The sequence below is a fragment of the Vibrio sp. 1F263 genome (assembly GCF_041439035.1).
In the GTDB taxonomy this organism is placed as follows: Bacteria; Pseudomonadota; Gammaproteobacteria; order Enterobacterales; family Vibrionaceae; genus Vibrio; species Vibrio tasmaniensis_A.
Genome location: NZ_JBGONI010000003.1, coordinates 127,043 through 152,841, shown reverse-complemented (window position 1 = coordinate 152,841; position 25,799 = coordinate 127,043). Strand labels below are relative to the sequence as shown.

The 25,799-nt window shown below is 43.0% G+C and carries 25 protein-coding genes; 14 read left to right on the top strand and 11 right to left on the bottom strand.

Going from position 1 to position 25,799, the window contains the following annotated elements; all coding sequences use genetic code 11:
- The first annotated feature begins 135 nt into the window (after positions 1 to 135).
- The gene (locus tag ACED25_RS03195) at positions 136 to 1,344 is read left to right on the top strand and encodes a DUF3541 domain-containing protein (protein WP_371694609.1); all 1,209 of its coding nucleotides are present in this window, start codon (positions 136 to 138) and stop codon (positions 1,342 to 1,344) included.
- Between the two features lie 108 nt (positions 1,345 to 1,452).
- On the opposite strand, the gene ACED25_RS03190 is transcribed toward ACED25_RS03195, so the two are convergent.
- The 4 genes from ACED25_RS03190 to ACED25_RS03175 all read right to left on the bottom strand — a co-directional run bounded on the left by ACED25_RS03190 (position 1,453) and on the right by ACED25_RS03175 (position 5,008).
- The gene (locus ACED25_RS03190; RefSeq protein ID WP_065678147.1) at positions 1,453 to 2,064 is read right to left on the bottom strand and encodes a trans-aconitate 2-methyltransferase; all 612 of its coding nucleotides are present in this window, start codon (positions 2,062 to 2,064) and stop codon (positions 1,453 to 1,455) included.
- A gap of 45 nt (positions 2,065 to 2,109) precedes the next feature.
- Positions 2,110 to 2,379, bottom strand: a complete 270-nt coding sequence (locus tag ACED25_RS03185; protein ID WP_371694608.1) for a hypothetical protein — start codon at positions 2,377 to 2,379, stop codon at positions 2,110 to 2,112.
- A gap of 358 nt (positions 2,380 to 2,737) precedes the next feature.
- Positions 2,738 to 3,946: a NupC/NupG family nucleoside CNT transporter gene (locus ACED25_RS03180; protein WP_009845705.1), complete on the bottom strand. Its 1,209-nt coding sequence runs from the start codon at positions 3,944 to 3,946 to the stop codon at positions 2,738 to 2,740.
- A gap of 441 nt (positions 3,947 to 4,387) precedes the next feature.
- Entirely contained in the window at positions 4,388 to 5,008 is a 621-nt protein-coding gene (locus ACED25_RS03175) for a hypothetical protein (RefSeq protein ID WP_017100968.1), read from the bottom strand.
- 420 nt (positions 5,009 to 5,428) lie between these two features.
- Between ACED25_RS03175 and ACED25_RS03170 the strand changes: the two genes are divergently transcribed.
- The 4 genes from ACED25_RS03170 (at position 5,429) to ACED25_RS03155 (ending at position 8,172) form a co-directional block, all read left to right on the top strand.
- Positions 5,429 to 5,905, top strand: coding sequence for a hypothetical protein (locus ACED25_RS03170; RefSeq protein WP_009845706.1), 477 nt, complete (start codon positions 5,429 to 5,431; stop codon positions 5,903 to 5,905).
- Positions 5,906 to 6,189: 284 nt separating this feature from the next.
- Positions 6,190 to 6,459: a PTS sugar transporter subunit IIB gene (locus ACED25_RS03165; RefSeq protein WP_009845707.1), complete on the top strand. Its 270-nt coding sequence runs from the start codon at positions 6,190 to 6,192 to the stop codon at positions 6,457 to 6,459.
- A gap of 10 nt (positions 6,460 to 6,469) precedes the next feature.
- A complete protein-coding gene (locus ACED25_RS03160; RefSeq protein WP_009845708.1) occupies positions 6,470 to 7,726 on the top strand; it encodes a PTS ascorbate transporter subunit IIC in 1,257 nt (418 codons plus the stop codon).
- Positions 7,723 to 8,172: a PTS sugar transporter subunit IIA gene (locus ACED25_RS03155; RefSeq protein ID WP_041473047.1), complete on the top strand. Its 450-nt coding sequence runs from the start codon at positions 7,723 to 7,725 to the stop codon at positions 8,170 to 8,172. Before ACED25_RS03160 ends, ACED25_RS03155 begins: the two co-directional genes overlap by 4 nt.
- Before the next feature lie 166 nt (positions 8,173 to 8,338).
- On the opposite strand, the gene ACED25_RS03150 is transcribed toward ACED25_RS03155, so the two are convergent.
- Positions 8,339 to 9,352: a succinylglutamate desuccinylase/aspartoacylase family protein gene (locus ACED25_RS03150; RefSeq protein WP_371694607.1), complete on the bottom strand. Its 1,014-nt coding sequence runs from the start codon at positions 9,350 to 9,352 to the stop codon at positions 8,339 to 8,341.
- 376 nt (positions 9,353 to 9,728) lie between these two features.
- Here ACED25_RS03150 and ACED25_RS03145 point away from each other — a divergent pair, with 376 nt between their 5' ends.
- From ACED25_RS03145 to ACED25_RS03135, 3 genes are all read left to right on the top strand, one after another.
- Positions 9,729 to 10,718: a porin gene (locus ACED25_RS03145; protein ID WP_029223821.1), complete on the top strand. Its 990-nt coding sequence runs from the start codon at positions 9,729 to 9,731 to the stop codon at positions 10,716 to 10,718.
- 154 nt (positions 10,719 to 10,872) lie between these two features.
- Complete coding sequence (locus tag ACED25_RS03140) at positions 10,873 to 11,763, top strand: DMT family transporter (protein WP_017097059.1); 891 nt, start codon at positions 10,873 to 10,875, stop codon at positions 11,761 to 11,763.
- A 68-nt stretch (positions 11,764 to 11,831) separates the two neighbouring features.
- Positions 11,832 to 12,449 carry a glutaredoxin domain-containing protein gene (locus ACED25_RS03135; RefSeq protein ID WP_371694606.1) on the top strand — a complete coding sequence of 206 codons (618 nt, stop codon included), beginning with the start codon at positions 11,832 to 11,834 and terminating at the stop codon, positions 12,447 to 12,449.
- A gap of 179 nt (positions 12,450 to 12,628) precedes the next feature.
- On the opposite strand, the gene ACED25_RS03130 is transcribed toward ACED25_RS03135, so the two are convergent.
- The 3 genes from ACED25_RS03130 to ACED25_RS03120 form a co-directional block, all read right to left on the bottom strand.
- On the bottom strand, positions 12,629 to 12,763 hold the full coding sequence (locus ACED25_RS03130) for a hypothetical protein (RefSeq protein WP_012600279.1): 135 nt from the start codon (positions 12,761 to 12,763) through the stop codon (positions 12,629 to 12,631).
- 242 nt (positions 12,764 to 13,005) lie between these two features.
- Positions 13,006 to 13,356: a hypothetical protein gene (locus tag ACED25_RS03125; protein ID WP_004731829.1), complete on the bottom strand. Its 351-nt coding sequence runs from the start codon at positions 13,354 to 13,356 to the stop codon at positions 13,006 to 13,008.
- Positions 13,357 to 13,478: 122 nt separating this feature from the next.
- On the bottom strand, positions 13,479 to 14,684 hold the full coding sequence (locus ACED25_RS03120) for a multidrug effflux MFS transporter (RefSeq protein WP_371694605.1): 1,206 nt from the start codon (positions 14,682 to 14,684) through the stop codon (positions 13,479 to 13,481).
- A 108-nt stretch (positions 14,685 to 14,792) separates the two neighbouring features.
- On the opposite strand from ACED25_RS03120, the gene ACED25_RS03115 reads away from it, so the two are divergent.
- Both ACED25_RS03115 and ACED25_RS03110 read left to right on the top strand, forming a co-directional pair.
- Positions 14,793 to 15,689 carry a LysR family transcriptional regulator gene (locus tag ACED25_RS03115; protein WP_009845717.1) on the top strand — a complete coding sequence of 299 codons (897 nt, stop codon included), beginning with the start codon at positions 14,793 to 14,795 and terminating at the stop codon, positions 15,687 to 15,689.
- 180 nt (positions 15,690 to 15,869) lie between these two features.
- Positions 15,870 to 17,714 carry a putative bifunctional diguanylate cyclase/phosphodiesterase gene (locus ACED25_RS03110; RefSeq protein ID WP_371694604.1) on the top strand — a complete coding sequence of 615 codons (1,845 nt, stop codon included), beginning with the start codon at positions 15,870 to 15,872 and terminating at the stop codon, positions 17,712 to 17,714.
- Positions 17,715 to 17,906: 192 nt separating this feature from the next.
- Here the strand turns inward: ACED25_RS03110 and ACED25_RS03105 are convergent, their stop codons facing one another.
- The 3 genes from ACED25_RS03105 to ACED25_RS03095 all read right to left on the bottom strand — a co-directional run bounded on the left by ACED25_RS03105 (position 17,907) and on the right by ACED25_RS03095 (position 20,496).
- The gene (locus ACED25_RS03105) at positions 17,907 to 19,199 is read right to left on the bottom strand and encodes a peptidoglycan DD-metalloendopeptidase family protein (protein WP_371694603.1); all 1,293 of its coding nucleotides are present in this window, start codon (positions 19,197 to 19,199) and stop codon (positions 17,907 to 17,909) included.
- Positions 19,200 to 19,425: 226 nt separating this feature from the next.
- Entirely contained in the window at positions 19,426 to 19,725 is a 300-nt protein-coding gene (locus ACED25_RS03100) for an isoamylase early set domain-containing protein (protein ID WP_012600273.1), read from the bottom strand.
- A 123-nt stretch (positions 19,726 to 19,848) separates the two neighbouring features.
- The gene (locus ACED25_RS03095) at positions 19,849 to 20,496 is read right to left on the bottom strand and encodes a hypothetical protein (RefSeq protein ID WP_371694602.1); all 648 of its coding nucleotides are present in this window, start codon (positions 20,494 to 20,496) and stop codon (positions 19,849 to 19,851) included.
- A 32-nt stretch (positions 20,497 to 20,528) separates the two neighbouring features.
- Here ACED25_RS03095 and ACED25_RS03090 point away from each other — a divergent pair, with 32 nt between their 5' ends.
- The 4 genes from ACED25_RS03090 to ACED25_RS03075 all read left to right on the top strand — a co-directional run bounded on the left by ACED25_RS03090 (position 20,529) and on the right by ACED25_RS03075 (position 25,762).
- A complete protein-coding gene (locus ACED25_RS03090; protein WP_017100814.1) occupies positions 20,529 to 21,011 on the top strand; it encodes a GFA family protein in 483 nt (160 codons plus the stop codon).
- A gap of 150 nt (positions 21,012 to 21,161) precedes the next feature.
- The gene (locus ACED25_RS03085; protein WP_135380741.1) at positions 21,162 to 21,836 is read left to right on the top strand and encodes a YoaK family protein; all 675 of its coding nucleotides are present in this window, start codon (positions 21,162 to 21,164) and stop codon (positions 21,834 to 21,836) included.
- Positions 21,837 to 22,064: 228 nt separating this feature from the next.
- A complete protein-coding gene (locus ACED25_RS03080; protein WP_012600269.1) occupies positions 22,065 to 23,435 on the top strand; it encodes a YjiH family protein in 1,371 nt (456 codons plus the stop codon).
- Positions 23,436 to 23,890: 455 nt separating this feature from the next.
- A complete protein-coding gene (locus ACED25_RS03075) occupies positions 23,891 to 25,762 on the top strand; it encodes a methyl-accepting chemotaxis protein (protein ID WP_012600268.1) in 1,872 nt (623 codons plus the stop codon).
- Positions 25,763 to 25,799: the final 37 nt, after the last annotated feature.

Here is a 25,799-nt window from a genome sequence, read left to right as displayed (position 1 = left end):
TAGACACATTGATTACTGAACCAAATATCGAATCAATCTTATTAAAGATTACAATGTATTGACCAAAACCTTACATTGAAAGATTCATGAGTGTTATTTTATATTCACAATTAATCAGCTTGGTACCTTACGAACATGAAGCTAAAAACGCTAACTCTGTGCACATTGTTATCAATCTCAGTTGCGGTTGCGGTTCACGCACAAGCTACTTCAGATACGCTAACGGCTTTTGACACACAACAGACTGTTACTATACAAGAGCCTGTTAACATACAAGCAACAAGCGTACCAAGTATTCAATTACAAGCTGGTGTTCTCGACTCTCAAGAGCAATCTTTTAAACAATCCGCCGATCTGATTCGCACAACCTACGAAAGCCAACTTTACACTCTGCCTGCATTCAAAGAGGGTCACTATGGTTTGCGTATGTATCGACAAACATTAGACGACAAATATTCTGCCGCGGTATGGAGTGACATGGCACGTGTCGCAAGTAAGCTCAGCCGCTTATCGAATGATGTTCACACCATGGAACAAATCGTACTGTACTCAGAAAAGCGTGTTGCTTCCTATGTTGGCGACAGCGATGAACGCAGTGTTCGACGCTACAACATCACCAAGCACATGCCAGAATATCTATATCTTGGTGTTGACCTTCTCGGCTCTATGGCGCGCGCCAATGAGTACGGTTTAGAACACAAGAACGATGTCAAACTGCGCGAGATTATTCGTCGTTATGACTTTTCACGATACGTGACCAATGAAGATATGGTGAAAGCGTGGGCAGCCCAACTCGCTAATCAAGTTTACTGGCTACGCCAATTGGGTGAACAAGATGTCGTTGATGAATTTGTCGATACCTTCAAAAAAGCCTACCCAGACGATAACGACAAGAAGCTTTCAAGCCAGCAATACGGCAATAAGATCTATGGTATGACACATGTGATCTTTGGAGATTCTGAGTATTACCAGCACCAAGTAAGCGAGCAAGAACACCAATGGATCTACGATTACTTCAGAGAAAACATCGATACTATCCTGTTACGAGCTAAAGAGGATGTGATTGCTGAGGTTGGGTTGACTTTCTTATTAGCCGGTCTAGAGAATGACCCGGTTGTAGAGAAAACTAGGCTCGCAATCCAGGCATCTATCGATAAGACAAAAGGTATGATCCCTTCAGTCACCGGTGATTTTGATCTCAAGTATGGAGAGCACCGCAACGTACTCGCTATCATGCTACTCGATTGGCAGCAAGTGAACGAAGCACCGACTTATGAAGGTAACCCAAAAGTATTTACTAACATCCCTTACGGACTGCTTGAAAATCAACCGCTGAAGCACTAGCAGTAATACTTAAGTTGATTTTAAAACCCCAAAAGCCGCAAATCTCTCAAGGTCTGCGGCTTTTTAACTCTTACCAAACAATCACTTCACTCAAGCTTAGTCTTATGTTCAGGGGCAGATTTTGTTCATCACTATCGTGAAATCCCCTTCAGCGTAACCTTCTATCAAGGAAACATCATCACAGAGTGTTTTACAGAATCGATATACGCCTTGAGGGTGATAACTCATCAAGGTATTACGTGAAGGATATTGGCTTGAATTGAGCAGATTAAAAATCACCGTCTGATTCGCTAGTCCAAACATACGAGTAATCATGTTAGTCAGATAATCCGAGTCGCGAGAGATGTAATTCAATGAGCCACTGGCGATAACTACATCGTGTACCTCAAGGCTCATTTGGCTCATATCACCCGACAAAAACCGACAACGATCTTCTGTATAACTCTGCTTCGCCTTCTTTAAAAAGCCTGCGTGTTGGTCAACGCCGGTGTAAGATTGAATGCGATAGATGCTGTCGAGCAGTTCAAACAGCTCGCCATAGCCACAACCCAAATCTAAAATACTCTTCTTTTCGAAGTCAGCCGAACGAGCAATCACTTCAAAGCGACACAATTGGCTCTCTTCGCTAGTCCACCCTAAAGCTTTAGCCTTGTCGCCATTCGAGCGGTTAGCCTGCTTTCGATGATAGCGATACACTTTCCAACGATCGAGCCAGTGCATTCAAACAAATCTCACTTCAATGAACATAAGTACGCCTCAATAAACTTAGACGTCAGAATTTGAAGAAAAGAGTCCACCAATCTTATAACCGACCGCATAGCAAACCACGGCGACAGTCACAAACACCAAAGCTGAGAAGACATAAGCCACCGATGCAGCAACGCCAGTGCCCCATACTACGCTAAACACTAAACCGAGATACGCTTCTTGCGGCCACTGATAGAGAGGAAACTGAGTACCACCAGCAATAAGATAAACCATCGCAAACAAGCCAATGAAGGTAGTAATAAGACCGATAAGAACGCGCATGTTCATAGAGAGACCCTTGATAAATTTGAGCTTGGTTGCCGTATTCTTAGTCGGAACGGAATATTCTTATTCGAAACCGAGTGTTCTTAATAGAAACCGGATTTTCTTAATTGAAGCCGAATGCTATTAATCGCAACCTAATGATATTCAAGTATATCGGATAAAACAGGCTTGCTCTATTACTCTTCCGAGTGAGCCTTATACACCGCATAGCAATAAAAGTGGTGGTTCAAAATCTGAATCAACTTAACGAGCAGGCACAAAAAAGCGGACACCCTTCTCACGTTAAATCCGCAAGAAAGGTGCCCGCTTCAACTGAATTTAGGCGCTTTAACTAAATTTAGGCGCTTGAACTGAATCTCGCTTAAAGCAGGATGAAGATACCCGCTAAACACGCACTCATTAGGTTTGCAAGCGTACCAGCAGCGACTGCTTTCAAGCCTAAGTTTGCCACTTCAGCACGACGCTCTGGTGCCATAACACCGATTGAACCCAGCTGAATAGCAATAGAACCAATGTTAGCAAAACCACATAGAGCAAAAGTGACGATGACTTGGCTATGTTCAGATAACAGCGCTTTGTTTTCAACGAAGTCGATGAAAGCAACAAACTCGTTCATTACGATCTTCTGACCAATGTAAGAACCCGCCATCAATACTTCATCACTCGGGATACCGATCAGCCATGCTAGTGGTGAGAACAGGTAACCAAAGATAGCTTGCAGCGTAATACCCGCAAAACCAAACGTCTCACCTAAGCTTTCTAGGCCAGTGTTCACCATCGCAATCACACTCACGAATGCAATCAACATAGTACCGACAGCCACCGCGACTTTCATACCGTTCATCGCGCCGCTTGCCAGTGCATCGATCACGTTGCTTTGGTCAGCTTTATCGAGTTCGATATGGTCGTAGTCACTTGGTGTACTGCGCTCTGGAACGATGATCTTCGCCATTAACAGACTACCTGGAGCTGCCATGAAACTTGCTGCGATAAGGTATTTAAGTTCAACACCTAAACCAGCATAACCACCAAGCACACTGCCCGCTACGGACGCCATACCACCTGCCATTACAGCAAACAGTTCCGAACGAGTCATAGACTTTAAAAACGGACGAATAAGAAGAGGAGACTCACCCTGAGAAAGGAAGATATTACCTGTTGCTACCAAGGATTCAGCTTTACTGGTGCCCAGCAGTTTTTGCACCGCTCCACCCAAGATTTGAATCACTTTTTGCATGATGCCGAGGTAGTAAAGTGCAGAAATCAGAGCACTGAAGAAGATAATGATTGGAAGTACGCGTATCGCGAAAATGAAACCTTCAGTTGCAAGGTCGCCGAAAAGGAATGCGATACCAGCGTCTGCAAAACCAAGCAGGCTAGAAACGCCATTACTTAGGCTTGTTAGCGCCAATTGTCCCCAAGGGAAATATAACACCAAAGCCGCGAAGCCGATTTGAAGTAATAGTGCACGAGAGACTGTTTTCCAGTTAATCGAAGAACGACTTTCAGATAGCAGGTACGCACAAGCAATCAGTGCAAGAACACCGACAAAACCAAATAGAATATTCATAATGTGTCCTAGTAATCCTTAAAGAGTGAACATGAGCCAAACGAATGACATCAAAGGAATAGGACAAAGAACCGCAAGCAAAACGCTACGCGATGAAGGAGCTAACAGGGTTAGCGAATGTAACAACGAGTTGTTCATGTAAAAATCACCTTATACAAGCAGTGGAACGTAGCTGGTCCGGTCCGTGGGGTCATTCACATATCCATGTGACGGCTTGTATTGGCTAAGCACCGGCTTAAAACCGGAAAAGAAGTATAAACAGTTAAGTGAGACTTTCATCACATTTTTCAACGCAAACGATCGCGCGGTCAAGGATTAAACAAAACGCAGTGTTTATCGTCATTTTTAACTTATCAGTCAAAAAGAACGTCGAGGCAGGAAGTTTAAAATAAAAAGCCACAAAGTGTGGCTTTCTAAAGGATATTATCGAAATGGGCAAAATTAATTAAGCAATGCACTTTTCACTTCAACGTCTTGGAAGATCTCTTCGAAACGTTGTTTATAGATAAGCTGCATTTCATTAATGATCACACCACCATCTGGCACATCGTTCTCGCCTTGGAAATTTTTGCTCAGCAGTTTCTTACCTACTTCGTCGTAAATAATCACATTTACGTTGTACCAAGAGTTATCCGTAAACGCATGGAAATCATATTTCCATTCATTCAAGACGAACATCATCGATTTATTGTCGAACGCTTTCATCTGCTCAGCGACTTTAGTGATGTCTTCGTTTGGTGTCGTCTCGACTGAGTCCACCGTCACTTGCTGCTTCTTTAAGCCCGCAACAAGTCTATCCGTCAAAAACTGAGACATCGGCTGTTGTGTCGCCGTGTTGTGTGAATAAGGAATACCGAGAGAACTACGGATAATGCCCTCAAACTTTGGCTCTTTATCTTGGTCTAAAACGTATGGGCGTTTATCAATCACTGCAATAGTCAGTGCTTTTTCTTGAGGTACGACACTCAATTGTGGCGCACTCTGTTCTGGAGTTAATACTGTTGCACAACCTGAAAGCCCTAGCGTGATTGTGGCAAGGAGCAAACTGACGAGTTTTGTCATTAGATTTACCTATCTTATTGTTTTGAAGATGGTGTTCTAACAAAAATTGTCTTACTCAGTAAACATTCATTAAATCAATAATTTATACAATTCTTATTTATATAAATTGGCTCACATATCAGGTTGGTTTTATTGAGTAATTACCCAATAAAACTTTAAGCAGCAGGCGTTGTAAATGAAGATCATGAAATGAATGTGATATGTTCAACCTATGTAGAGAGCTGCGTAACCTCTCGGTTAATTCTGTGTGATTATTACCACTTTTCTGTGTTCTCCCTCATTTACTATGACTTCAAGATTCATCTTAAGTTTAGATGCGTATATACTTTGTATTATCTCACCCATTCATTATCTATAAAACGAGACGAGCTGATTAGATATAACTGCCATTGAGACTAAGAGAGGAAACACGTGAAGAAAATGGAAGCTCCGCACGACATGAACAATGGAGCTAGATTCAAAACAAATAGACACGGCTATGTGACAGTAGTTGAGTATTATAATACCTATACTGTTATTGTTGCGTTTGAAAACACCGGAAATATCCGCGCTATCAGTGCGGCGAAATTACGTACAGGTCAGTTAACCGATCGCTCTGTCGCACCTGAATCAATTATGATTGGTGAAAAGGTTGAATCCGTTAAGCATGGCATATTAACTATTACCCAAGTTGAATCTGAAAATATTGTGGTTCTGACCAATATCAATAATGAAGAAATTAGAATGTTATTGCCTGCCGTACAGAAAATGAAAGATAAAACCGAAGAAATAGATGGTGAAAATGTTACCTCGCCAAAACCGACTTCTCTTAGCCAACTAACTAAAAGAAATAAAAAGACCAAAGACGTTAATAGCATGCTTAAGAAAATGCTTACCGACTACGGTCGATACGATTAATTCTCTATTTTCTTCAACAGACCCTCTATATATTTACATTCCAATAGACAAATACATTCCCCCCAACCTTTCTCAATAGATACGTTGCATATTCGTGTGAAAAGTTAAATTTGATCAAAGTCTCACTCTGGATTTTTACCACACACAAGCGAGACCTCCGTCACAATCTCATTTTAGCTTTGTGATGGAGATCTTATTGGAATCTCAATATTTCCATTACTATGCTCCCACACAATAAGAGAACGCAGTTTCTCAACCCCTAAAATCCAATTGAGACAAATATTATGAAAAAGATTCTTGTAGTTTGCGGTAACGGCCTTGGTACTTCACTAATGATGGAAATGGCAGTGAAAGAAGTGGCTAAAAAAATCGGTTTCGAAGCGGAAGTTGATCACGAAGATCTGTCATCAGCTGCATCAAGCAACGCGGATATTTGGGTAGCAGCGACAGACGTTGCAAACCAACTGAAAGAAGGCGGAAAAGAGAACATAATCAGCCTTAAAAATATTTTTGACAAAGCATCAATCGAAGAACAACTAAAAACTTTCATGTAAGGTCAAAATTATGCAGAACTTTTTCGAATTCATGCTCGGCTTATTAAAAGAGCCAGCAATCATGGTAGGCTTAATTGCTTTCATTGGCCTTGTTGCACAGAAAGCTGATATTTCCACCATTCTAAAAGGCACAATTAAAACCGTAATGGGTTTCCTAATTTTAGGTTTTGGTGCTGGCGCTCTTGTTGGCGCACTAAATAACTTCTCAGTTGTATTTACTGAAGCATTCGGCGTAAGTGGTGTTATTCCAAATAACGAAGCAATTGTTGCATTAGCACAAGAAGCATTCGGTTATGAAATGGCTCTAATTATGTTCTTCGCATTCGTTGTGAATATTTTATTGGCTCGTATTACTCCTTTAAAATATATTTTCTTAACGGGTCACCACACAATGTTCATGTCTATGCTAGTAGCGGTAATTCTGTCTACAGCAAACATTGAAGGCACAGTTCTAGTCGCAATCGGCTCTATCATTGTGGGTACATTAATGGTTGTGATGCCAGCGCTAGGCCAAAAGTACACTGAAAAAGTGATGGGTACTGATCAACTGGCTATTGGTCACTTCTCGACACTGTCTTACATCGTGTCTGGCTTCATTGGTAGCAAATTCGGTGACACATCAAAATCAACAGAAGACATCCAAGTTCCTAAAAGCTTAATGTTCCTGCGTGATACGCCAGTAGCCGTAGCAACAACAATGGCTATCTTCTTCATGCTTGCGTCTATTATTGCGGGCGGCGAGTTTGTAGAAACAGTATCAAGCGGTCAAAACTGGGTTGTATTTACCTTCATGCAATCTCTAATCTTTGCTGGTGGTGTTTACATCGTATTGCAAGGTGTGAAGATGCTAATTGCTGAAATCGTTCCTGCATTTAAAGGTATCTCTGACAAACTAGTACCAGGAGCAAAACCTGCTCTAGACTGCCCTATGGTATTCCCAGTAGCACCAAACGCGGTACTAATCGGTTTCCTTTGTTCTTTCGCGGCAGGCCTACTAGCAATGGCAGTTCAAGGTGCACTTGGGTGGACAATCATTGTAGCGGGTGTGGTTCCACACTTCTTCGTAGGTGGTGCGGCAGGTGTTTACGGTAACGCTACTGGCGGTCTACGTGGTGCAATTCTAGGTTCATTCACGCAAGGTCTGTGTATCTCTTTCCTACCAATGCTACTACTTCCAGTACTAGGTGGTCTTGGGCTTGAAGCGACAACATTTGCTGACTTCGACTTCGGTGTTGTTGGTCTGATTCTAGGATGGATTGTTTCATGAGCCTATTCGATTTAATCGGTAACCAAGGCGTTATCATCAACTCTGAAGAGAACCTAACGGTTGATGCTGCGATTGATTTAACCTGTTCAACACTGTTAGCAAGCAAGAAAATTGAAGCAAGCTATGTTGAAGCTATCAAGCAAAAGCACAAAGACATCGGCGCGTACTATGTTCTAGCACCAAAGATTGCGATGCCTCATGCTCGTCCTGAAGATGGTGTGAACGAAGCATCACTGCAGGTGACAGTATTCAAAAAAGGTGTTGATTTAGAGTCGGAAGACAACGGTGACGTTTACCTTTCAATCACTCTGGCAGCGATGGACTCAGATAGCCATATCCATACTATTATGGCGCTATCAGAGTTGTTCCAAAATGATGATGACATTGATGCCATTATCGCAGCGGAAACAGATCAAGCGATCATCGAGATCTTAAAGCGATACTAGTTACGCTAAAAGCTGTTACTCCCGAGAAAAACTATCAGACCGAGCCCTGCTCGGTCTTTTTTTTACACGTTTCAAGTGACGATGCACCAGATTGACAAAGAGACGCCCGCCGAAGAGCTTTTCAACTCAGTACTTACCAACTGAGAGCTTCTCAACTAAAAGCATCTCAACTCAATAGTCGACAGACAAGAGCCCCTGGCTCCCTTAATGCATCCACGTTATAGCTAAGTACACGTCCGGCAGACAGCGCATGATAACGACGACATTCGTTACCAAAAGCGTCATATTGAATCGCCAAAAGATCATCTTGCTCTACGCTTTGTAAAAGCTCGACCTGAGGCAACACAAAGCCACCAATATCAGCGCGGATAGACACCACATTATTGCCCTCTATCCAATCTATACTCGGCAGTGGCTTTTTGTCTCTTAAACCTTCAGCATCAAGCATCTCGTAGTAAGAAAGAATATTGAAAACACCATCTACGGCTCGTTGAATCATGTCAGGTTGAGTAAATTTCCCCATCCCTACTTCCACTGTAATGCTCGGAATTCCACTTCGATTCCAGACCGTTTCAAGAATACCCGGATCGCCGGGATCATTAAGAACACAATCGGGCAGCATTAACCTCGCCATCTCCAAGCATTGCTTTACTCGGTAATCAGCAAACACATAAAGTGGATACACCGCACCACGAGTTTGGGTATGTAGATCAACAGCAAATGTCGCGTTGTGTTTGAGTAAGCGATCCCACAGAGATGCGACGAATCGCTCCGCGGCTAAGCCGTGTGCATCCCCCGGAAAGAGTCGATTAAGGTTGGCAGGGCAAGAGCCCGGATCCGAAGAGATAAAATCGCGGCTGTGGTTAAGCAAGCCAGACAAATTCACAGTTGGTACAACTGTCACCGTGCCTTTTAATGTTTTGCCTACTAAATCTCGGATAATTTGCTGAGCAGCCAACACACCGTTTAGCTCATCACCGTGAATCCCGGCAGTGATCATCAACTTCGGGCCGTCTTGACTGCCTTTGAAAACAGAAACCGGCATGTTTTTAGGTTGCCCTAACCCATCACTGGTTACTTGAAACCAAAACTGATGCTCTCCAATCGGTAAGTCTTCAACATTTAAGGCGCCAATAACCTGCCTACCTTGTAAAACATCGCCTAAGTACTCTGTTTTCATCCAACGTCTCCATCTTGTTGAGCAAAATTTATTCTTTTCTAAGTTTTGGCATCATAGAGGATATCTTAATCAGTACAAACAGTTAATAAGATGAAGAAGCTCTAACCTCACCATAAGGTTCACCCATATCATTATCACCTCACCCAAATAGAAACTTGAAAAAGTAACCGAATAAGGAAATACGAGTTGTATACCCATTCACAAACCACTCAGTTTCCTGAAATAAAAGTGCAATAAAATCAAAACTTAAAAAGTTCCCTATTCACGAAAATGTAATTTTACAGAAATGAAAGCTTAATTTAGCTGCTCTAGATTAGTTTCATATCGAAACGGAGAGCGCATTGCTCACGGATTTTAAAATACAAGGTAAGTGATTATGAAAAAGGCAGTTCTAGCTTCTGCAGTGGTAGCGGCACTAGTTTCAGGTTCATCGTTAGCAGCAACGGTTTACAGCTCTGATGGTACAGAACTTAAAATTGGCGGTCGTGCAGAATTCCGTGGTGATTTCATTGGTTCTGGTGGTGCTGAAGTTGAAGGTTCAATGAAAGATAAAACTCGTTTCCGTTTAAACCTTGGTGGTAAAACAGAACTTACAGATACTGCAACGGCATTCGGTTTCTACGAAGCAGAGCAAGACACAGGTTCTGATAAGTTTGAAAACCGTTACATGTACGCAGGTGTTGATTTTGACGGTCAAGCCATTTCTGTCGGTCGCCAAGATATGGCTTCAGTTATCGTATCTGACTTTACGGATATCACTGAGTTTTCTGGTGTGCAGCAAGCATTCGGTGCAGCTTCTGATAAAGAAGATGGCGTATTTGCGTACCGTGGCGGTTTTGATGCTCTGCAACTAGAAGCCACTTACCAAACCAACAGCAAAAAAGACTCTGACGGCTACGGCATTTCTGGTGTTTACTCACTACCAATGGGCTTAGATCTTGGCCTAGCCTACTCAGGTGAAGACCTAGGGGAAAATAAAGGTAGCGCAGACCAAATCCTTGCCGGCCTAGCGTATTCTCTAGACAACCTGTACTTAGCAGCGACTTATTCAACAGGCGACCTAGATGATAAAGCGACAGGTACCGATGCTAAGTCATTCACTGCTATGGAGTTTGCAGCGCAATACAAATTCACCAAGCAAGTATCTGCTGCAGTCGTATATACTTACCAGGAAGATGAAATCAACAGCGGAGCAAAAGTAGACGCTGTCGACGGTATTGAATTAGCCGGTTACTACAAACTAAACAGCAATTTCCGCACATACCTTTCTTACTACGTTAACGGTTTAGACGAAGTTAAAAATGCAAAAGGTATCGTGACAGCTGGTGAAGACACACTTCGCCTAGGTGTCCGCTACGATTTCTAATCTAAATCGACTTTAGATAGAGACTAGAAAGGTTGGGCGGTTGCTCAACCTTTTTCATATTCAAATATTCTGACCAACTTCATCAATGCTTTTTCTGGTTAAGTGGTGCTAAATCCGTATCATAGGTGAACCACATCAAATAATTAGAAGCATCATGTCACAACACCATCCGATCCAAGGCGCTAGCTGGATGCTAACCGCAGGCCTAGCCTTTGCCGTTATTAATAGCCTAACTCAAGTCGCTAGCATTCATTTCGGACTTACTTCTACCACCGTTGCCGTCATTCAATACGCCATCGCGTTGTTCGCTATTCTTCCTTATCTGAAAACGCTGGGCATTCGTCGCGCGCTAAAAACCGACAACCTAAAGTTGCACGTATTCCGTGTCTTCTTGTCTGTTATTGGTATTCAACTTTGGATATGGGCATTGGCTTACCCAGTACCTATTTGGCAAGGCATTGCCCTTCTCATGACGTCGCCATTGTTTGCAACCATAGGCTCAGGACTTTTCCTCAAAGAGAAAGTTGGGGCTGCTCGCTGGGGCGCGACCTTAGCCGGCTTCGCTGGTGCGATGGTGATTCTAGAGCCGTGGGCAGAAGACTTTAACTGGGCAACACTGTTACCGGTTGGCGCGGCTTTCTTCTGGGCATGCTACTCACTCATGGTGAAAAAACTCTCTTCGCAAGACAGTCCTTCAACCATGGTGGTGTACTTGCTGCTATTGATCACACCATTTAACATCCTGCTTGCCGCGCCAGATTGGCAGACTCCAAGCGGCGGTACAATTTGGGCTATCTTGATTGTTATCGGTGTTATGACGGCACTCGCTCAATGGGCAATTGTAAAAGCCTACTCAGTTGCTGATGCTTCGTTTGTGCAACCTTTTGACCACGCGAAATTACCGTTAAATGTTCTAGCGGGTTGGATTGTATTTAGTTGGGTTCCACCGGGTCGTTTATGGCTAGGGGCTGCTATTATTATTGCGTCAGTTGCATTTATTACCCATTGGGAAACGAAAAAACCGGCGAAAATAAAGAAAGTTTAGGATCGATGAAATAAATAGTTCGACTGTCCGTTCTATATGGATAAGAGAATTCAAACGAGGCCGTAAGCATGAAGAAACCAGTCAAGATTACACTATACCGTTGGGCAGGCAGCTGGGGTCCATTTAAAGTTAATATCCCATGTGGGGAATGTACCCTTACCAAAGACATTCTTAAGGATACTTTTGAGAATGAATTATCAGGTGTCGATGTCGAACTGGAAGTGAAAGATTGGTTGTCTCACTGGTGGGAGCCGCTAAAACTGGGTTCTTGGCATGCTCCAATCCTTGTTGTTGAAGGCAAGGTTGTAAGCCAAGGCGAAGCGCTTAACCGCGGTGTGTTAGTTCAATCTGTGATTAAAGAGTGGACCAAACGCGACAGCCTAAAAGGCAACATCGTTTATGGTAAAGCGACCTGCCCATTCTGCGTTAAGGCCAAGAAAATGCTTGATGAAGCGGGTGTTGAATACCAATACCACGATGTCGTAAAAGACAGCGCAGCTTTGTATCGTATGATTCCAGAGGTCAAAGCGCACATTGGTGAGAAAACACCAGTAACCGTTCCTCAGATCTGGCTCGATGGTAAATACATCGGTGGAGCAGACAACTTAGAAGCATGGATGAAAGAAAATGGTTTAGATACCATTCCAAATAACGTTGTCGACCTGTCCAACCAATCGGCAGGCTAAACTCACACAGAGTTACAAATCCGATCGTGAATTAATCAGTGTTTTTTGTGTCCATCCACAACAAAACGAGCGATGACCTTCATTAATCGCTAAAACGCAAAAGGCCTTAAACTGAACTAGCCCCAATAGTTGGACACCAGTAAGTTTAAGGCCTTTTTAAAATCCGTTTTTGAAAATGCTTATTTCGCCATTTTCTTCATCATTCGCTTAATGAATGATGCTTTTTTGGGCTTTGGCTTGCCATACAATGCTTCGTGCATCATGTTTTTTGCTACCATTTGACCAAGGTATGCGTGGCCTAGTTCGTAATTCATGCTTATCTCCGCACATAATCGATTTTCTTATGCGCGGATTCTACACTTAAAGCGCCCAAAAACAAGATCTAAATCACACTTTCAGTGTAATATCACCATTAAGTTACAATTCAAATTTTCATTTAAACATCCATAAAAAAGCAGCTCAAGAGAGCTGCTTTAAAAATAGTTTTTTAGAAACCTCATTGCTTAGAAATCAACAAAAATGAAGAAATAACTTAGAAAACAAACAGTTAAGAAAACTAGCTACGCTTTGGCTGTCTGTAAGTTTTACCTGCAATTTGGTATGTGTCTTTTTGCTTTAATTCGAACATAGTTTCAAAGAACCAAGCTGCAAATTTGATTAAGTCATCGCCTTCATTCATCACATGTTCGATGTACTCTTGCTCTTCGCCTTGTTCATTTTCTTGAAGCGTCACGTGGTAAATACGCTTTTCGCCTTCAACTTCAGCTAGCGCAAATTGACCTGTTAGTGATCCAGCAGCCTCAGCGACTTCTGTATCCTCATTGGATTTCAATAACTCAAGTGCTTGAGGCAGGCCATCTAGTGCGCAGATAGCTTTTACCAGTACTTCAAATTCATTTTGCTGCATGTTTATTACCTATTAAATGGACGCAGGTATTGTAGAAAACCATCCATACAAATACAACGTATTAACGACTGTATGCTGAACTATAGCGAGCTAGCTGTTTAACTGGTCTGTACTTCAGCTGCTTAACTGTATTCAACTTCGGTAGCTGTGGCTTTCTTATTCATTCTCGTTGAAGACCAAAGTACTGTAGCCATGCAAGCACCAATAATCAGATAAAACACGCCGAGCTGTAGGTGAGTCGTCACCCAACTCTCGACTAGATATCCACCAAGTAAACCCGCCAAACACATCTGAATTGAACCTGACAGTGCCGACACCGCGCCCGCTTTCTTCTTATGAGGTTCTAATAGCATACTGATCGATAGAGGGAAGGAGATACCTTGAGCGATAGCTAACCACGTAAATGCCCACACTAAGTTAAAGATGGATAACTCATGAGTAAGTAACCAAGTCCCTGAAGCTAAAATGATCAAAATCGCAAGACTCATCAATTGTGGTGTACTAAACCTACGATTGAGCAAGTTCAAAGCCACGCTACCAATCAGTAAGCCAGCCGAAGGGACTATCATCAACGATCCGTATTCAGCGGCTGTCAGCCCCAATTGCTCTTGCATTAAGAATGGAAACAGCGATAGCGACACCAAACTCGCCATGTAACTCATCCAATTATAACTGGCACTGCTCAACACTTGGCGATTCGTCAACAAACGGCCATAGTTCTTGACCACTTGACTGACTTCAAAGCGGCTCTTCCCGTATGGCAAAGTTTCATGAAGAACAAAATAGCCGAGAGTGAATATCGCCAGTAAATACACAAGAACAAACAGGAACACCGCCTGCCAACCGAGGTGGAATGAGATCCAACCACCAAACACGGGCGCAATAATCGGCATGATCGAAGCGGTGACCGAAATATAAGACAGTGCTTTGGTCAGTTGAAGGCCATCATAGCTGTCGCGCAGCACACTTCGCCCAAGAACCGAGGCACTACCCGCCCCTAGACCTTGCAACAAGCGACCAACCTCTAACGCCGTCATGTTGTCGGAAAAAACAACACAAACAACAGTACCAATCAAATAAACACCCTGACCTAACAAGAAGATAGGTCTTCTCCCCACGGCATCGGACATCGGCCCGTAAAATAGCTGAGACAAGCCAAAACCCACAAGAAACAGCGTAACGAGCAGCTGTACATCTACCTGAGTCACACTTAAGTCTGAAGCAATTAGCGGCAATGATGGTAAATAGATACTCACCCCTACCTGCCCTGTAGCTATGATCATCATGGCTAAGAGTAGCGGTGTTTTTTTAAAGGTCGATTGGCTCAAAAAATTCCCTATTCGTTTGTTATTTGTTCATCAGATGAGTTTACATTCAAAACCAGTAATTGATAATTAGCTAAATTGGAATTTAATTAAGTCCCAACAGGAAATAATATGGATTGGATTCTTAACGTAAAAAGTTATGTAAAAGTGGTGGAAGAAGGCAGCTTCAATGGCGCAGCGCGTAAACTCAATACCACCAGCTCAGCGATCAGCAAAAGAGTGAACTGGTTAGAAGAACGTATCGGCACTCAACTATTAAAGCGCACCACGCGCTCAATCAGCCAAACCGAAGCGGGAGCTCTCTTTTATCTGCGAGCCAAGGATCAGCTCGATAATTGGCAATCGATTATTGATGAAACTCGATCGGTTAACCAAACGCCTGCGGGCCTACTAAAGATAGGCGCAACCATTGCTGTTGGTTCTAAGTTTCTCGTGCAATACATGGACGACTTCTTAGAAAAGTATCCAGACATTAAAGTACAGCTTATCACCACCACGCCAGGTCAATTACCTGAGCTTGGCTTGGACCTGGTGATCAGTCGTGAACTGGAACAACTCAACTCGTTAAGCTTCAAGAAAACACCACTGTTCGAACACAAAGCCAGCTTTTATGCCGCACCAAGTTACTTGGCTAAACATGGTTATCCCATCAACGAGCAAGACTTAGAACAACACAACTCCTTAATATGGGGAGAGCGTCCTATTCGTGAAGTCACGCTAACTAAAGGACAACGCATCACTCTGAACGGTAACTTTGCGACCACCAACCCTGAGGCTTTGTTTCATGCCGCGAAGCGAGGAATGGGCGTACTGTTAACCATCAAAGCAATGATCAAAGAGGATCTTAAACAAGGGACACTGGTTCCAGTATTACCAAATATAACAGCCGACGAAGTGATGGTTTACGCGTACTACCCTAAGCTTGACTACTCACATACACGAACCAAGCTATTTTTAGACCACCTAAAAGATAGGCTAGACAAAGAAAGAAATAGTCAAATTTTGTGAAATATATCGCACTAAATTTGAAAAATCACACAATACGACCAATAATAAACTAGACGCATATCAAGATTATTAATGCAAGTTGCATTGTTAATACTTAAGACAGCGCTGCTACAAGATCGTATACACAAGATCATACACATACAGCTTACACACGATTCTGGTTGGCTACGGATGGTGACTATGACTCAACATACACGCAATAGCATGATAGACACAGAGCACATTGGGCGCTTACTCAAATTGGAAGGTATCGACCTTTTAGAGTCTGCCGTACTTACTTTGCATCAAACCTTCGGTACTCAATACACCAGTATCATTGAGAAAAAGCACTTTCCCGATCAAATGGTTCCTTTGGTCATTGCCCATTCTGACCATGTACTGCATGACAAAATAAACGCACGCCATGGTCACATATACCAACAAGCCGTCAATCAAAAACACCCAGATTGCTCCTTTGCTCAGTATATCGTTCAGTCACTCCCAACATCGGCATTTAGGCAGGAAATCACCTCACAAAACTCAATCGCTATCCCAGCACGCAGTCAAAGTGGCGAAGTCATGGGTGTGCTTTTCTCAACCTTTAGTTCGCCTCTGAGTACAGATCAGCAACAAGACGTGATAAAACACCACCAGTTGTTCGCAGATATCGTCATTCACACCTTGCGTGAAATGTGGTTCAACGACCGTTCTGAGCAGCTGGTTAATCAACTCAGCTACGAAGTATCACACGATAGTCTAACTGGGCTATTAAACCGTAGCTGCTTATCAGACACCTTGGAATCGATCACTCAGCAGAGTGTCACTCCCTTCACGCTCGCTCTGCTCGACATCAATAGCTTCAAAGCCATCAATGATATGCACGGTAATTATATTGGCGATAAGGTACTTCAGTTCGTTGCAGAGACCTTGCGCCGAACCTTGCCCGACAACAACCTGACGTTCCGGACGGCTGGCAATGAGTTCGCATTCATTACCTATCATTCAGACCCAATAGCTGTTTGCGAACAAATTCTGGATAAGATAAAGCAAGGTTACACTAGTATTGATATCAAAATCGATTTCGACGTCAGCATCGGCATTGCCCGGTCAGATGGAGACAATAAAGACGTAGAACAAATCATCTTCAACACCAGTTTGGCGCTAAAAGAGTGCCAGCATAGTCAAGATACATACATTCAATGTTACGACACTCACCTAAGGGTTCGTTACCAAAGGAAAACCGAGTTAATCGCCGCCTTACGAAGTGAGCTTGACAGCCCCATATCAGACAGTCAGGCACCTAATGACAATGGAATGTACGTGGTTGTACAACCAATCGTTGATCACATTGATACACGATGGGGTTACTTTGAGGTGCTCACTCGTTGGAAAACCAAGAGACATGGCGATATCTCACCGGTAGAGTTCATTCAAGTGGCAGAAGAGTCAGGGTTGATTGTGGAACTGGGTGAACGGATCATCGAATTGGTATGCCGCGCTAAAACAATATTGGAGCGCGGCTTAGGCTACAAAGTTAAGCTTGGAATAAACTGCTCCGCTCACGAGCTTACCGATTCTAAGCGTTATATTTCCTATCTCACTCGAACGATTGAACAGCATCACTTTAAAGCAAACGAGTTTGTCATTGAGCTAACCGAAACCGTGCTGTTATCTCCAACTCAAGAAACAAAGTCAGCACTCGACTTTCTAAGGGGACAAGGGTTCACGATCGCTCTAGATGATTTCGGTACTGGTTACTCAAGCTTAAATTACATTCATAGCTACCCTATCGATTGTATTAAGATTGATGCCACCTTTATTCGAAACTTGCTGACAAACTCAACATCCGAAAGTGTTGTGTGGTTGATTGTTCAACTGGCACACAGACTCAATGTGTCATTGGTTGCGGAAGGCGTAGAGAAGCGTGAGCAATTAGAAAAGCTGCACGCAATGGGGTGTGACAAAATTCAAGGATACCTCTACTCTCCACCTATGCGACCAGAAGCTATCGTTAGCTACGTCACTCACTCAGAACCTCTAGCCTAAACGCCGTTTACTACCTCAACCTAAAATCAAAAAGCCGCGAGCGTATCACTAAACATTTAAGTATTTAGTTCTGCACTCACGGCTTTAAAGGCTACATCATTACTCGCAACCATCTAGCTAACGGTTACCTTGACGGCATACAGTCAGCTATTAGCTATTAACTATTAACTATTAACTATTAACTATTAACTATTAACTATTATTCGATTGTTTTTCTAGAGCTTTCTTTAATAGCTTGTCGGCTTCATCTCTAGCGGCTACGAATGTCGCTTTTTCCTTTTTAGGTACTGAATCGGCCATCGGAATATTCGCTTTCATTGCATTGACAGGACGACCACGTTCGATCAATTCGTAATGTAAGTGCGCCCCCGTCACTCGGCCCGTTTTACCTGATAAGCCAATACGCTGACCACGAGATACCGTTTGTCCTTTACGAACGAGGATCTTACTCAAGTGTAGGTAGCGTGTTTTGTATGTGCTGCCATGCTGAATCACCACATAGTTACCAGCATATGGGTGCTTACGAGTCATGATCACTTTACCATCACCCGTCGCTTGAACTGGCGTACCAATTGGCGTCGCGAAATCTGTACCGTTGTGAGGTGAGACTCGGCCTGTCACAGGGTGTAAGCGCTTAGGATTAAACTGAGAACTCTGACGCCAACCACGGCTCACAGGGTAACGTTGGAAAGCGCGTTGTAAGCTATCACCATTGGCATCGTAATATTGTCCGTCAGTGTGTAAGTACGCTGAAACAACACGGTTACGGTTCATGATCTTGATGGCTTCTATTTCACGTTTCCCGGTTGCGACACCATCAACGAATTGCGCTTTTTGAAGCACTTCAAACTGATCGCCAGCACGTAAGTCTCGGCTGAAATTCAGCTTATCTTTGAGAAGAGTCACAATATGGTCAATCTCAATACTGTTCAGGCCAACTTTGTTCGCTGACATAGAGAAACTGCCTTGAATATCACCCACGAGAGGTTTCTGCTTCCATTCACCCGGAATAGAAATGTCTTCAAATTCGTAGCTGCCGTCATCAAGCAGTCGATAAACCACTTTGTCCGCGACACTAAATTGAAGTTCCATTTTTGAAAGGTTGCCCGTCGCTTCGTCACGCCAAAAGCGTAATGTATTACCCGGACGAAGCGTGTCTAACGCAAGGAAGTTCAAATCGGTTTCCATCACGCTCATCATCGAGTTATAAGAAAACCCAAGCTGAGTGAAGATGCTACTTAAGTTATCACCTGATTGAATTTGATATTCAAACGTCGGTGGCTCAATAACGGTAGCAGAAGGAGGTGACAGAATTGACTCAATAACGGTTGAGTTTGGCAAATCAAGATCGATCGTTTTCGTCAGATTTGATTGTGAATATTGCAAAGCAACACTAATCGCTGCAATAAGTGGCAGTCCTAAAATTGCTGCTTTTTTTACAGGTGAAAGCTCAGCAAACGGAGAGGAAAATATTTTTGAATACACGGTAAACAGGTCTTTCTACGATATAAAAGCACAGGATATGCTTTTCAGGCGTATAAATCATCATTGCATTGTCATAATATGATGTGAATCTGCGCAATCTCGACTAAGTCATTGAGTTACCGTTAATGAAATAGGCACAACTCAAAAAATTAATGAACGAACGATTTAGACATTAAAAAGCAGAAGCATCTAGCTCCTGCTTTTTAATTAATTCATACTATTTCAATTAAACGTTAACTGTCGATACCAAGCAATTATCTTCACCAAATTCATTCGGGATATAACGATCAGCATTCGCATCGTTCACCCATTGTTGATCATCAACTAAGTAGCGAAATTGAAACTCGCCATCTTTCGGAAGACGAGTTTTAAACTTGTAAACCTTCCCTTTCGCCAGTTTTTTCATTGGCGTCGCTTTCCAATCCAGAAAGTCAGCAACGATTGATACAGAATTAGCTTCTTGAGCTTCTAGCTCGAAAGTCACTTCAACTTCATCTTTCGTCTTAAAAAAACGTTTATTAATCATTCGCAAGCTCCATTTGTAAAGTAAGCAGACACAAAGCTAAGTGTGTCTAAATTTCATTCATCTACTTAAGATAATATGTAATTTAGCTCACATAAACAACAGTTCCTTGCTCTAACAAAAACGTCATTGCTCATCAATTGATTGCGTATTGAAAGAAAAACTCATTAACACCTTTTCAGATTGCAATTCTGGAAAAGATTGTTCCGCAGAATGTCGAGTAAAGCCGATAAAACCTTCCCCAGAGAGTTTGCTTTGTGAATCGAGCAGCTGAGTAATCTCTAAAGTTTGGATTCTCACACGGTCACCAAGAAAGAATTGGTCAACTAACACGACGCGGCTTCGATGCTGGTCATGTTTAAACAGGCCAAGATAATAGAAAACGCCACTGCCTTGGTTAGATACCCACATAGGTGCAACAAAGAAACTCGCCTCGCCGAGTATGACTCTTGAAAGGTTGTTGGTGTCTACGGTGACCACACCACGCTCAACACCGGAGTCATACCGCCCAAACGCGATTGATCTTGGTCCATCGACTTCATTAATAAAGGCGTACGCGTTGGTTTCAGGAACTTTGATTGTCCATGGGTTAGTCGTCTTCAAATCAAAAACGGTTTCAACAACAGGGTCATAACTGACTTGAGAAGAAGGAAACTTCGCCAAGATCTCTTCGTCACTTAAGCTAAAGCGATAAATACCCGCCAGTATCACCACAACCAGCATGATAATAGGAATCAGTAAAATCAGAGGTATAGGTAAGATTTTCTTTTTCATGAGCAATTATATTCTTTTGTTTTCATCCAGTTGTGCAGACCATAAAGGGCTTTAGTATAATTATCAATACAGGGTTAACCAGAAGTGGAGCATGGATGGATATCAATCATATTAAAGAGAGAAATATCAGAAGTTGCGAATGCCGCTGTGGAGCCGTCAATTTAGTCTGCAGAGGCGAGCCTCAACGCACCTCCGTATGCCATTGTTATGAATGTCAGAAGCGCACCGGAAGTGTGTTCGGGGTTCAGGCTCGATTTCCCATAGAACAAGTGACACTCAACGGAGAGGTCACCTCCTTTTCACGTATCAGTGACACGGGCAATGAAGTCACCTACCAGTTTTGCCCTAAATGTGGCACTACCATGCTATTGCAGTCGGTTGCCGCCGCCGATTTTTATGTCGTCCCGCTCGGACTATTTAAAGAGCAAGACTTTCCGCTACCAAGCTTTTCAGTCTACGAAGAACGCAAACACGGATGGGTCAAATTTGACCACCAGATGAGTCACTACAACTAGCCTGTTACTGACCATTTTCTCTATAAAGCAACAGTATTGGAACAAACTGCAAGACTGTTGCCTAAGATCAAATATCAACGTTCTACAACGCTAGCGTATCTTTTCGCTAGCGTTATAATCTGCTCCTCTTTTTAACCCAGGGTGAACCACATGATTTCTAAACTACCTCGCTGGGTTGAATACGGCGCCTTACTGTTAGCGGGCCTTGCTGGCAGCGTTAATGCTATTGGTTTACTCGGCTTCCAACATCAAGCTATCTCCCATATTTCAGGCACCATGTCTTTACTTGGCAGCAGCCTGCTCACGCCGACTTCAACTTCTATGCACCTCCTGCTAATCATTATGAGCTTTATGCTAGGTGCCGCGTTCAGCGGATTCTTTATCGAAAATCAAGCATTGAAGTTAGGACGCCGTTACGGTGTTGCGCTATGTATTGAGGGTGGATTGCTGTTCTTGGCGCTTTGGGCACTGTTACAAGGCTACACTTCAGGCCAGTATTTCGCTTCAGCCGCGTGTGGTTTGCAGAACGCAATGATCACCACCTATAGCGGGGCGATCATTCGCACCACACACATGAGCGGGATCATCACAGACCTTGGGATCATGATTGGCGCACGCTTAAAGGGGATGCCTTTTGACCGCCGTAAAGCCAAACTTCTTATGTTCATCGTTGTTGGCTTTCTGTTTGGTGGTTTAAGTGGTGCTTGCCTGTTCCAGCGCTTTGAAATTTTGGCACTGGCGTTCCCTGCCTCTTTCGCGTTCATTATCGCGTTTAGCTACTGGCTTTACCTAACTTATCGAACTGAAGCCTCAGTAAATTTATAAACGCCTAGTAATAACCATGAGAATATGTAACATCTGCAACACTTTATTCTAAACTCATAATGTGTTGCAGAATAACCCGTGTGAATATTTAGCGATATTTGATGAATAGTATTGCAAGTGATATTAATACTCGGTAATCTTGCACCCAATGAGAAAATACGGATGTTTAGAGAATAAAAATGCCAAGGATGTGGCTTTTTTACATGTAGAAATACGAGAATAATTAACATGTCTAACAACACGAATACTGCTCAACCAGAGAAATCTAAAGGCAGTTTCTGGGTTTTCTTAATCCCATCTCTAATTGGTTTGTTCCTCTTCATGGCGCCAATTAGCTACCAAGGTGATCTCACGATCCCTGTCGCTATTCTAGCTAAATCAATTCAAGCGGTTTTCGGTGAGTCTCTAGTTGCTATTATCACTGCAATCGTTGCCTTCATGTCTGTAGCTTCCGTGTTAAGCACCATTTTCAAACCTACATTCATTACATCGAATTCATTTCTAAACGGTCTTTTCAACCCATCTCCACTGTGGTTATTGGTTCGTATTATCGGTGGTGCTGCAGCATTCATGGCTTTCTTCCAAGTTGGCCCTGAGTTTATCTGGGAAGAAAACACCGGTGGTCTCGTGTTAGAGGGCCTATTGCCGACTCTATTTTCAGTATTCATCTTTGCCGGTTTACTATTACCACTTCTACTTAACTTCGGTTTGTTAGAACTGTTTGGCACCTTACTAAGTAAAGTGATGCGTCCAATCTTCAACCTGCCGGGTCGTAGTGCTATCGATTGTATGGCTTCTTGGTTAGGTGACGGCAGCGTTGGTATCCTGCTTACAAGCAAACAGTACGAGAAGAAATTCTACACTCAACGTGAAGCCGCTGTTGTTGGTACGACTTTCTCAGCAGTATCTATCACGTTCAGCCTTGTAGTGATTGCTCAAGTAGAACTAGAGCACCTATTCCTACCTTTCTACGCAGCAATCTGCTTAGCAGGTATTGTGGCCGCGGTAATCATCCCTCGCCTTCCTCCACTGAGCATGAAGAAAGACACCTTCATTGATGGTACAAAGCCTCACAAAGATGCTGATGCAATCCCAGCGGGTCACTCGACTTTCTCTTGGGGTCTTGAACTCGCGGTAAATAAGGCATCACAAGTGAAGTCTGCTAAGTCTGTATTTGGTGAAGGCATTCGTAACGCAGTCGACATGGTATTCGGCGTTCTTCCTGTTGTAATGGGGCTAGGTACAATGGCATTGGTGATTGCAGAATACACCTCTGTGTTCTCATTCCTAGGTCAGCCTTTCATTCCATTCCTTGAGCTACTTGGAGTACCTGAAGCGGTTGCAGCATCTGAAACCATTGTTGTTGGTTTTGCGGATATGTTCATCCCAGCGATCCTTGCCGCTTCTATCGACAACGAGATGACTCGCTTTGTTATTGCAGCAATGTCGGTAACTCAGCTGATCTACATGTCTGAAGTAGGCGCTCTACTTCTAGGCAGTAAGATTCCAGTGAACATCTTAGAACTGTTTATTATCTTTATTCTACGTACGTTAATTACGCTTCCAGTTATCGCAGGTGTAGCGCATCTAATATTTTAAATTAGACGTACTGATACAGTGTAATAAATAACCTGATTTATAATAGCCTCACTTTTGTGGGGCTTTTTTTCGCCTAATATATTCACTCTCCGGTTTAAAATACATACACTCTCCTGTTTAAAATATCGCCAATATACGAATTGAGAATATCATTTGATTTCATATTAATTCCCTTACACCTCTCCCTTATATAATAAACCATACGCATATTCGCCTAATTAATACCCTCCTTACTTTGTTTGCCTTTGATTAAGCCAACTCTTTAACTCATTGAACCAAAAAACAAAAGTAGCAAGTATGTAATTAACTGAGTTTTACGTTGTGCGGGTTGTTGTATTTTTGTAGTCTATTTTGTGAAATTACATTCAAGTAAATCCCAACAATGTCGATATATATAATTACAAAAACACGATTAGCTTTAGTTTTCGCAAAGCTTGTGAGAAGAGGAAAACACAATGAAATTTAGCCATAAGGTGGTTGCAGCATCATCAGCCTTGCTATTAGTGACAGTATCATTGCTTTCAATACAGCAACTTTACACCGTAAAAAGTGCTGTAGAGAACCACGTCAATGCAAGCCTGAAAGAGATGGTCTCTGGGATTAAGAACACCGTAGCATCAGAGATGAATGCTAAAAAAGCACTGGCTCAGTCGACGACTGAAGTCATCGAAATCAACCCTCAAGATCGTACATACGTTCAAAACATCCTAGAAAAGCCAAAACTTAAAGGCAGCTTTCTCGCGGTTGGTTTTGGTTATGACGCAAACGGTTTCGTTATTGAAAATGATGATGGTTGGGAAGCTGGCCCGGATTACGACCCACGAATCCGCCCTTGGTTCATTGATGCTAAGTCCAAAAACAGTTTAGTTGTTACCGACCCTTATGTGGACGTATCAAGCAAGAAAGTCATCATTTCAATTGGTACGCCAGTGCAAGAAAACGGCCGTTTCACTGCAGGTATGTTCTACGACCTAGAACTAACCAACCTTGCGACCTTGGTAAACCAAGTGAACTTGTTTGACGCGGGTTACTTATTCCTAGTCACTGCCGACGGCACGACGATTGCTCACCCTAATGCTAAGAACAATGGCGAAACGCTATCAAGCTACCTGCCACAAGCGACTATTCGCGAGGGATCTCAACAAATTGAAGTCGACGGTAAAAAGTTCCTAGTGAACTTCACTCACATCCCAAGTGAAGATTGGTACATCGGCGCAATACTTGATGAAGAGATCGCATTCCAAACGGTTGAAGATCTGAAAAACAGCTCGATAATCTACTCTTTAATTGCGGTTATTCTCAGCATCATTGCATTAACCGTCCTTATTCGTGTGTTAATGCGCCCGCTTGAGACGCTTAACCAAGCCATTCAAGATGTTGCGAGCGGACAAGGTGACTTAACTAAACGTCTAGATACCAATACAGATAAAGAGTTCTCTGACCTTGCGAAAGGCTTCAACACCTTTACTGAAAACCTGCAAAATCAAATCATTCAATCCAAAGCGATTGGTGTAGAGATTAAACGTGGCACTGAAATCACAGTAAAAGGCGCGGGTGAGTCAGCGAATGCGATGAATACTCAGCTGCAAGAGCTTGAACAGCTAGCCACCGCAATGAACGAGATGGCCGTTACCGCAACGGAAGTAGCAAACAACGCTCAAGGCGCAGCCGCCGCGGCTCGTGAAGCTGACGATGCGACACTAGACGGTACATCTGTAGTAAGTGACACGACTCAAGCGATTGATAACCTTTCAGCACGTATCGACCAAGCGGTTGCAGAAGTACAAGTACTTGAATCAGCAACAGCAAATATCGAGACGATTCTTAAAGTAATCAACGATATCGCAGACCAAACCAACCTACTTGCATTGAATGCTGCTATTGAAGCGGCGCGTGCTGGTGAATCGGGCCGTGGTTTCGCTGTCGTTGCCGATGAAGTTCGCACACTAGCGCAACGTACTCAAGAATCGACCACAGAGATCCGCAACATGATTGAGCAGCTCCAAGCGGGTGCAAGCTCTGTATCTAACGCGATGAATCAAAGTAAAGACACAGCCACTGACGCCGTTGAACGCGCTCAGCAAGCAAACTCTTCACTTGACCGCATCCGCGACGCGATTCAGCGCATCTCTGATATGAATATTCAGATTGCTTCAGCAGCTGAAGAGCAGAGTTTAGTAGCGGAAGAGATCAACAACAACACAGTTAAGATCAAAGACCTTTCAACACAGGTATCGAACGCAGCTCAAGACGCAAACACAGCAATGCAAGTTCAAACTGACAATGTTCGCCAACAAGACGAACTATTAAACAAGTTTACGGTTTAACCGCCTTAGCGTTTAGCTAACTAACACCTTGTTTAAC

Bases quoted from the DNA above. Each gene is read 5' to 3' on its own strand.
- ACED25_RS03195 (WP_371694609.1), top strand. From the start codon at position 136: ATGAAGCTAAAAACGCTAACTCTGTGCACATTGTTATCAATCTCAGTT.
- ACED25_RS03190 (WP_065678147.1), bottom strand. From the start codon at position 2,064: ATGCACTGGCTCGATCGTTGGAAAGTGTATCGCTATCATCGAAAGCAG.
- ACED25_RS03185 (WP_371694608.1), bottom strand. From the start codon at position 2,379: ATGAACATGCGCGTTCTTATCGGTCTTATTACTACCTTCATTGGCTTG.
- ACED25_RS03180 (WP_009845705.1), bottom strand. From the start codon at position 3,946: ATGAATATTCTATTTGGTTTTGTCGGTGTTCTTGCACTGATTGCTTGT.
- ACED25_RS03175 (WP_017100968.1), bottom strand. From the start codon at position 5,008: ATGACAAAACTCGTCAGTTTGCTCCTTGCCACAATCACGCTAGGGCTT.
- ACED25_RS03170 (WP_009845706.1), top strand. From the start codon at position 5,429: ATGGAAGCTCCGCACGACATGAACAATGGAGCTAGATTCAAAACAAAT.
- ACED25_RS03165 (WP_009845707.1), top strand. From the start codon at position 6,190: ATGAAAAAGATTCTTGTAGTTTGCGGTAACGGCCTTGGTACTTCACTA.
- ACED25_RS03160 (WP_009845708.1), top strand. From the start codon at position 6,470: ATGCAGAACTTTTTCGAATTCATGCTCGGCTTATTAAAAGAGCCAGCA.
- ACED25_RS03155 (WP_041473047.1), top strand. From the start codon at position 7,723: ATGAGCCTATTCGATTTAATCGGTAACCAAGGCGTTATCATCAACTCT.
- ACED25_RS03150 (WP_371694607.1), bottom strand. From the start codon at position 9,352: ATGAAAACAGAGTACTTAGGCGATGTTTTACAAGGTAGGCAGGTTATT.
- ACED25_RS03145 (WP_029223821.1), top strand. From the start codon at position 9,729: ATGAAAAAGGCAGTTCTAGCTTCTGCAGTGGTAGCGGCACTAGTTTCA.
- ACED25_RS03140 (WP_017097059.1), top strand. From the start codon at position 10,873: ATGTCACAACACCATCCGATCCAAGGCGCTAGCTGGATGCTAACCGCA.
- ACED25_RS03135 (WP_371694606.1), top strand. From the start codon at position 11,832: ATGAAGAAACCAGTCAAGATTACACTATACCGTTGGGCAGGCAGCTGG.
- ACED25_RS03130 (WP_012600279.1), bottom strand. From the start codon at position 12,763: ATGAATTACGAACTAGGCCACGCATACCTTGGTCAAATGGTAGCAAAA.
- ACED25_RS03125 (WP_004731829.1), bottom strand. From the start codon at position 13,356: ATGCAGCAAAATGAATTTGAAGTACTGGTAAAAGCTATCTGCGCACTA.
- ACED25_RS03115 (WP_009845717.1), top strand. From the start codon at position 14,793: ATGGATTGGATTCTTAACGTAAAAAGTTATGTAAAAGTGGTGGAAGAA.
- ACED25_RS03110 (WP_371694604.1), top strand. From the start codon at position 15,870: ATGACTCAACATACACGCAATAGCATGATAGACACAGAGCACATTGGG.
- ACED25_RS03100 (WP_012600273.1), bottom strand. From the start codon at position 19,725: ATGATTAATAAACGTTTTTTTAAGACGAAAGATGAAGTTGAAGTGACT.
- ACED25_RS03095 (WP_371694602.1), bottom strand. From the start codon at position 20,496: ATGAAAAAGAAAATCTTACCTATACCTCTGATTTTACTGATTCCTATT.
- ACED25_RS03085 (WP_135380741.1), top strand. From the start codon at position 21,162: ATGATTTCTAAACTACCTCGCTGGGTTGAATACGGCGCCTTACTGTTA.
- ACED25_RS03080 (WP_012600269.1), top strand. From the start codon at position 22,065: ATGTCTAACAACACGAATACTGCTCAACCAGAGAAATCTAAAGGCAGT.
- ACED25_RS03075 (WP_012600268.1), top strand. From the start codon at position 23,891: ATGAAATTTAGCCATAAGGTGGTTGCAGCATCATCAGCCTTGCTATTA.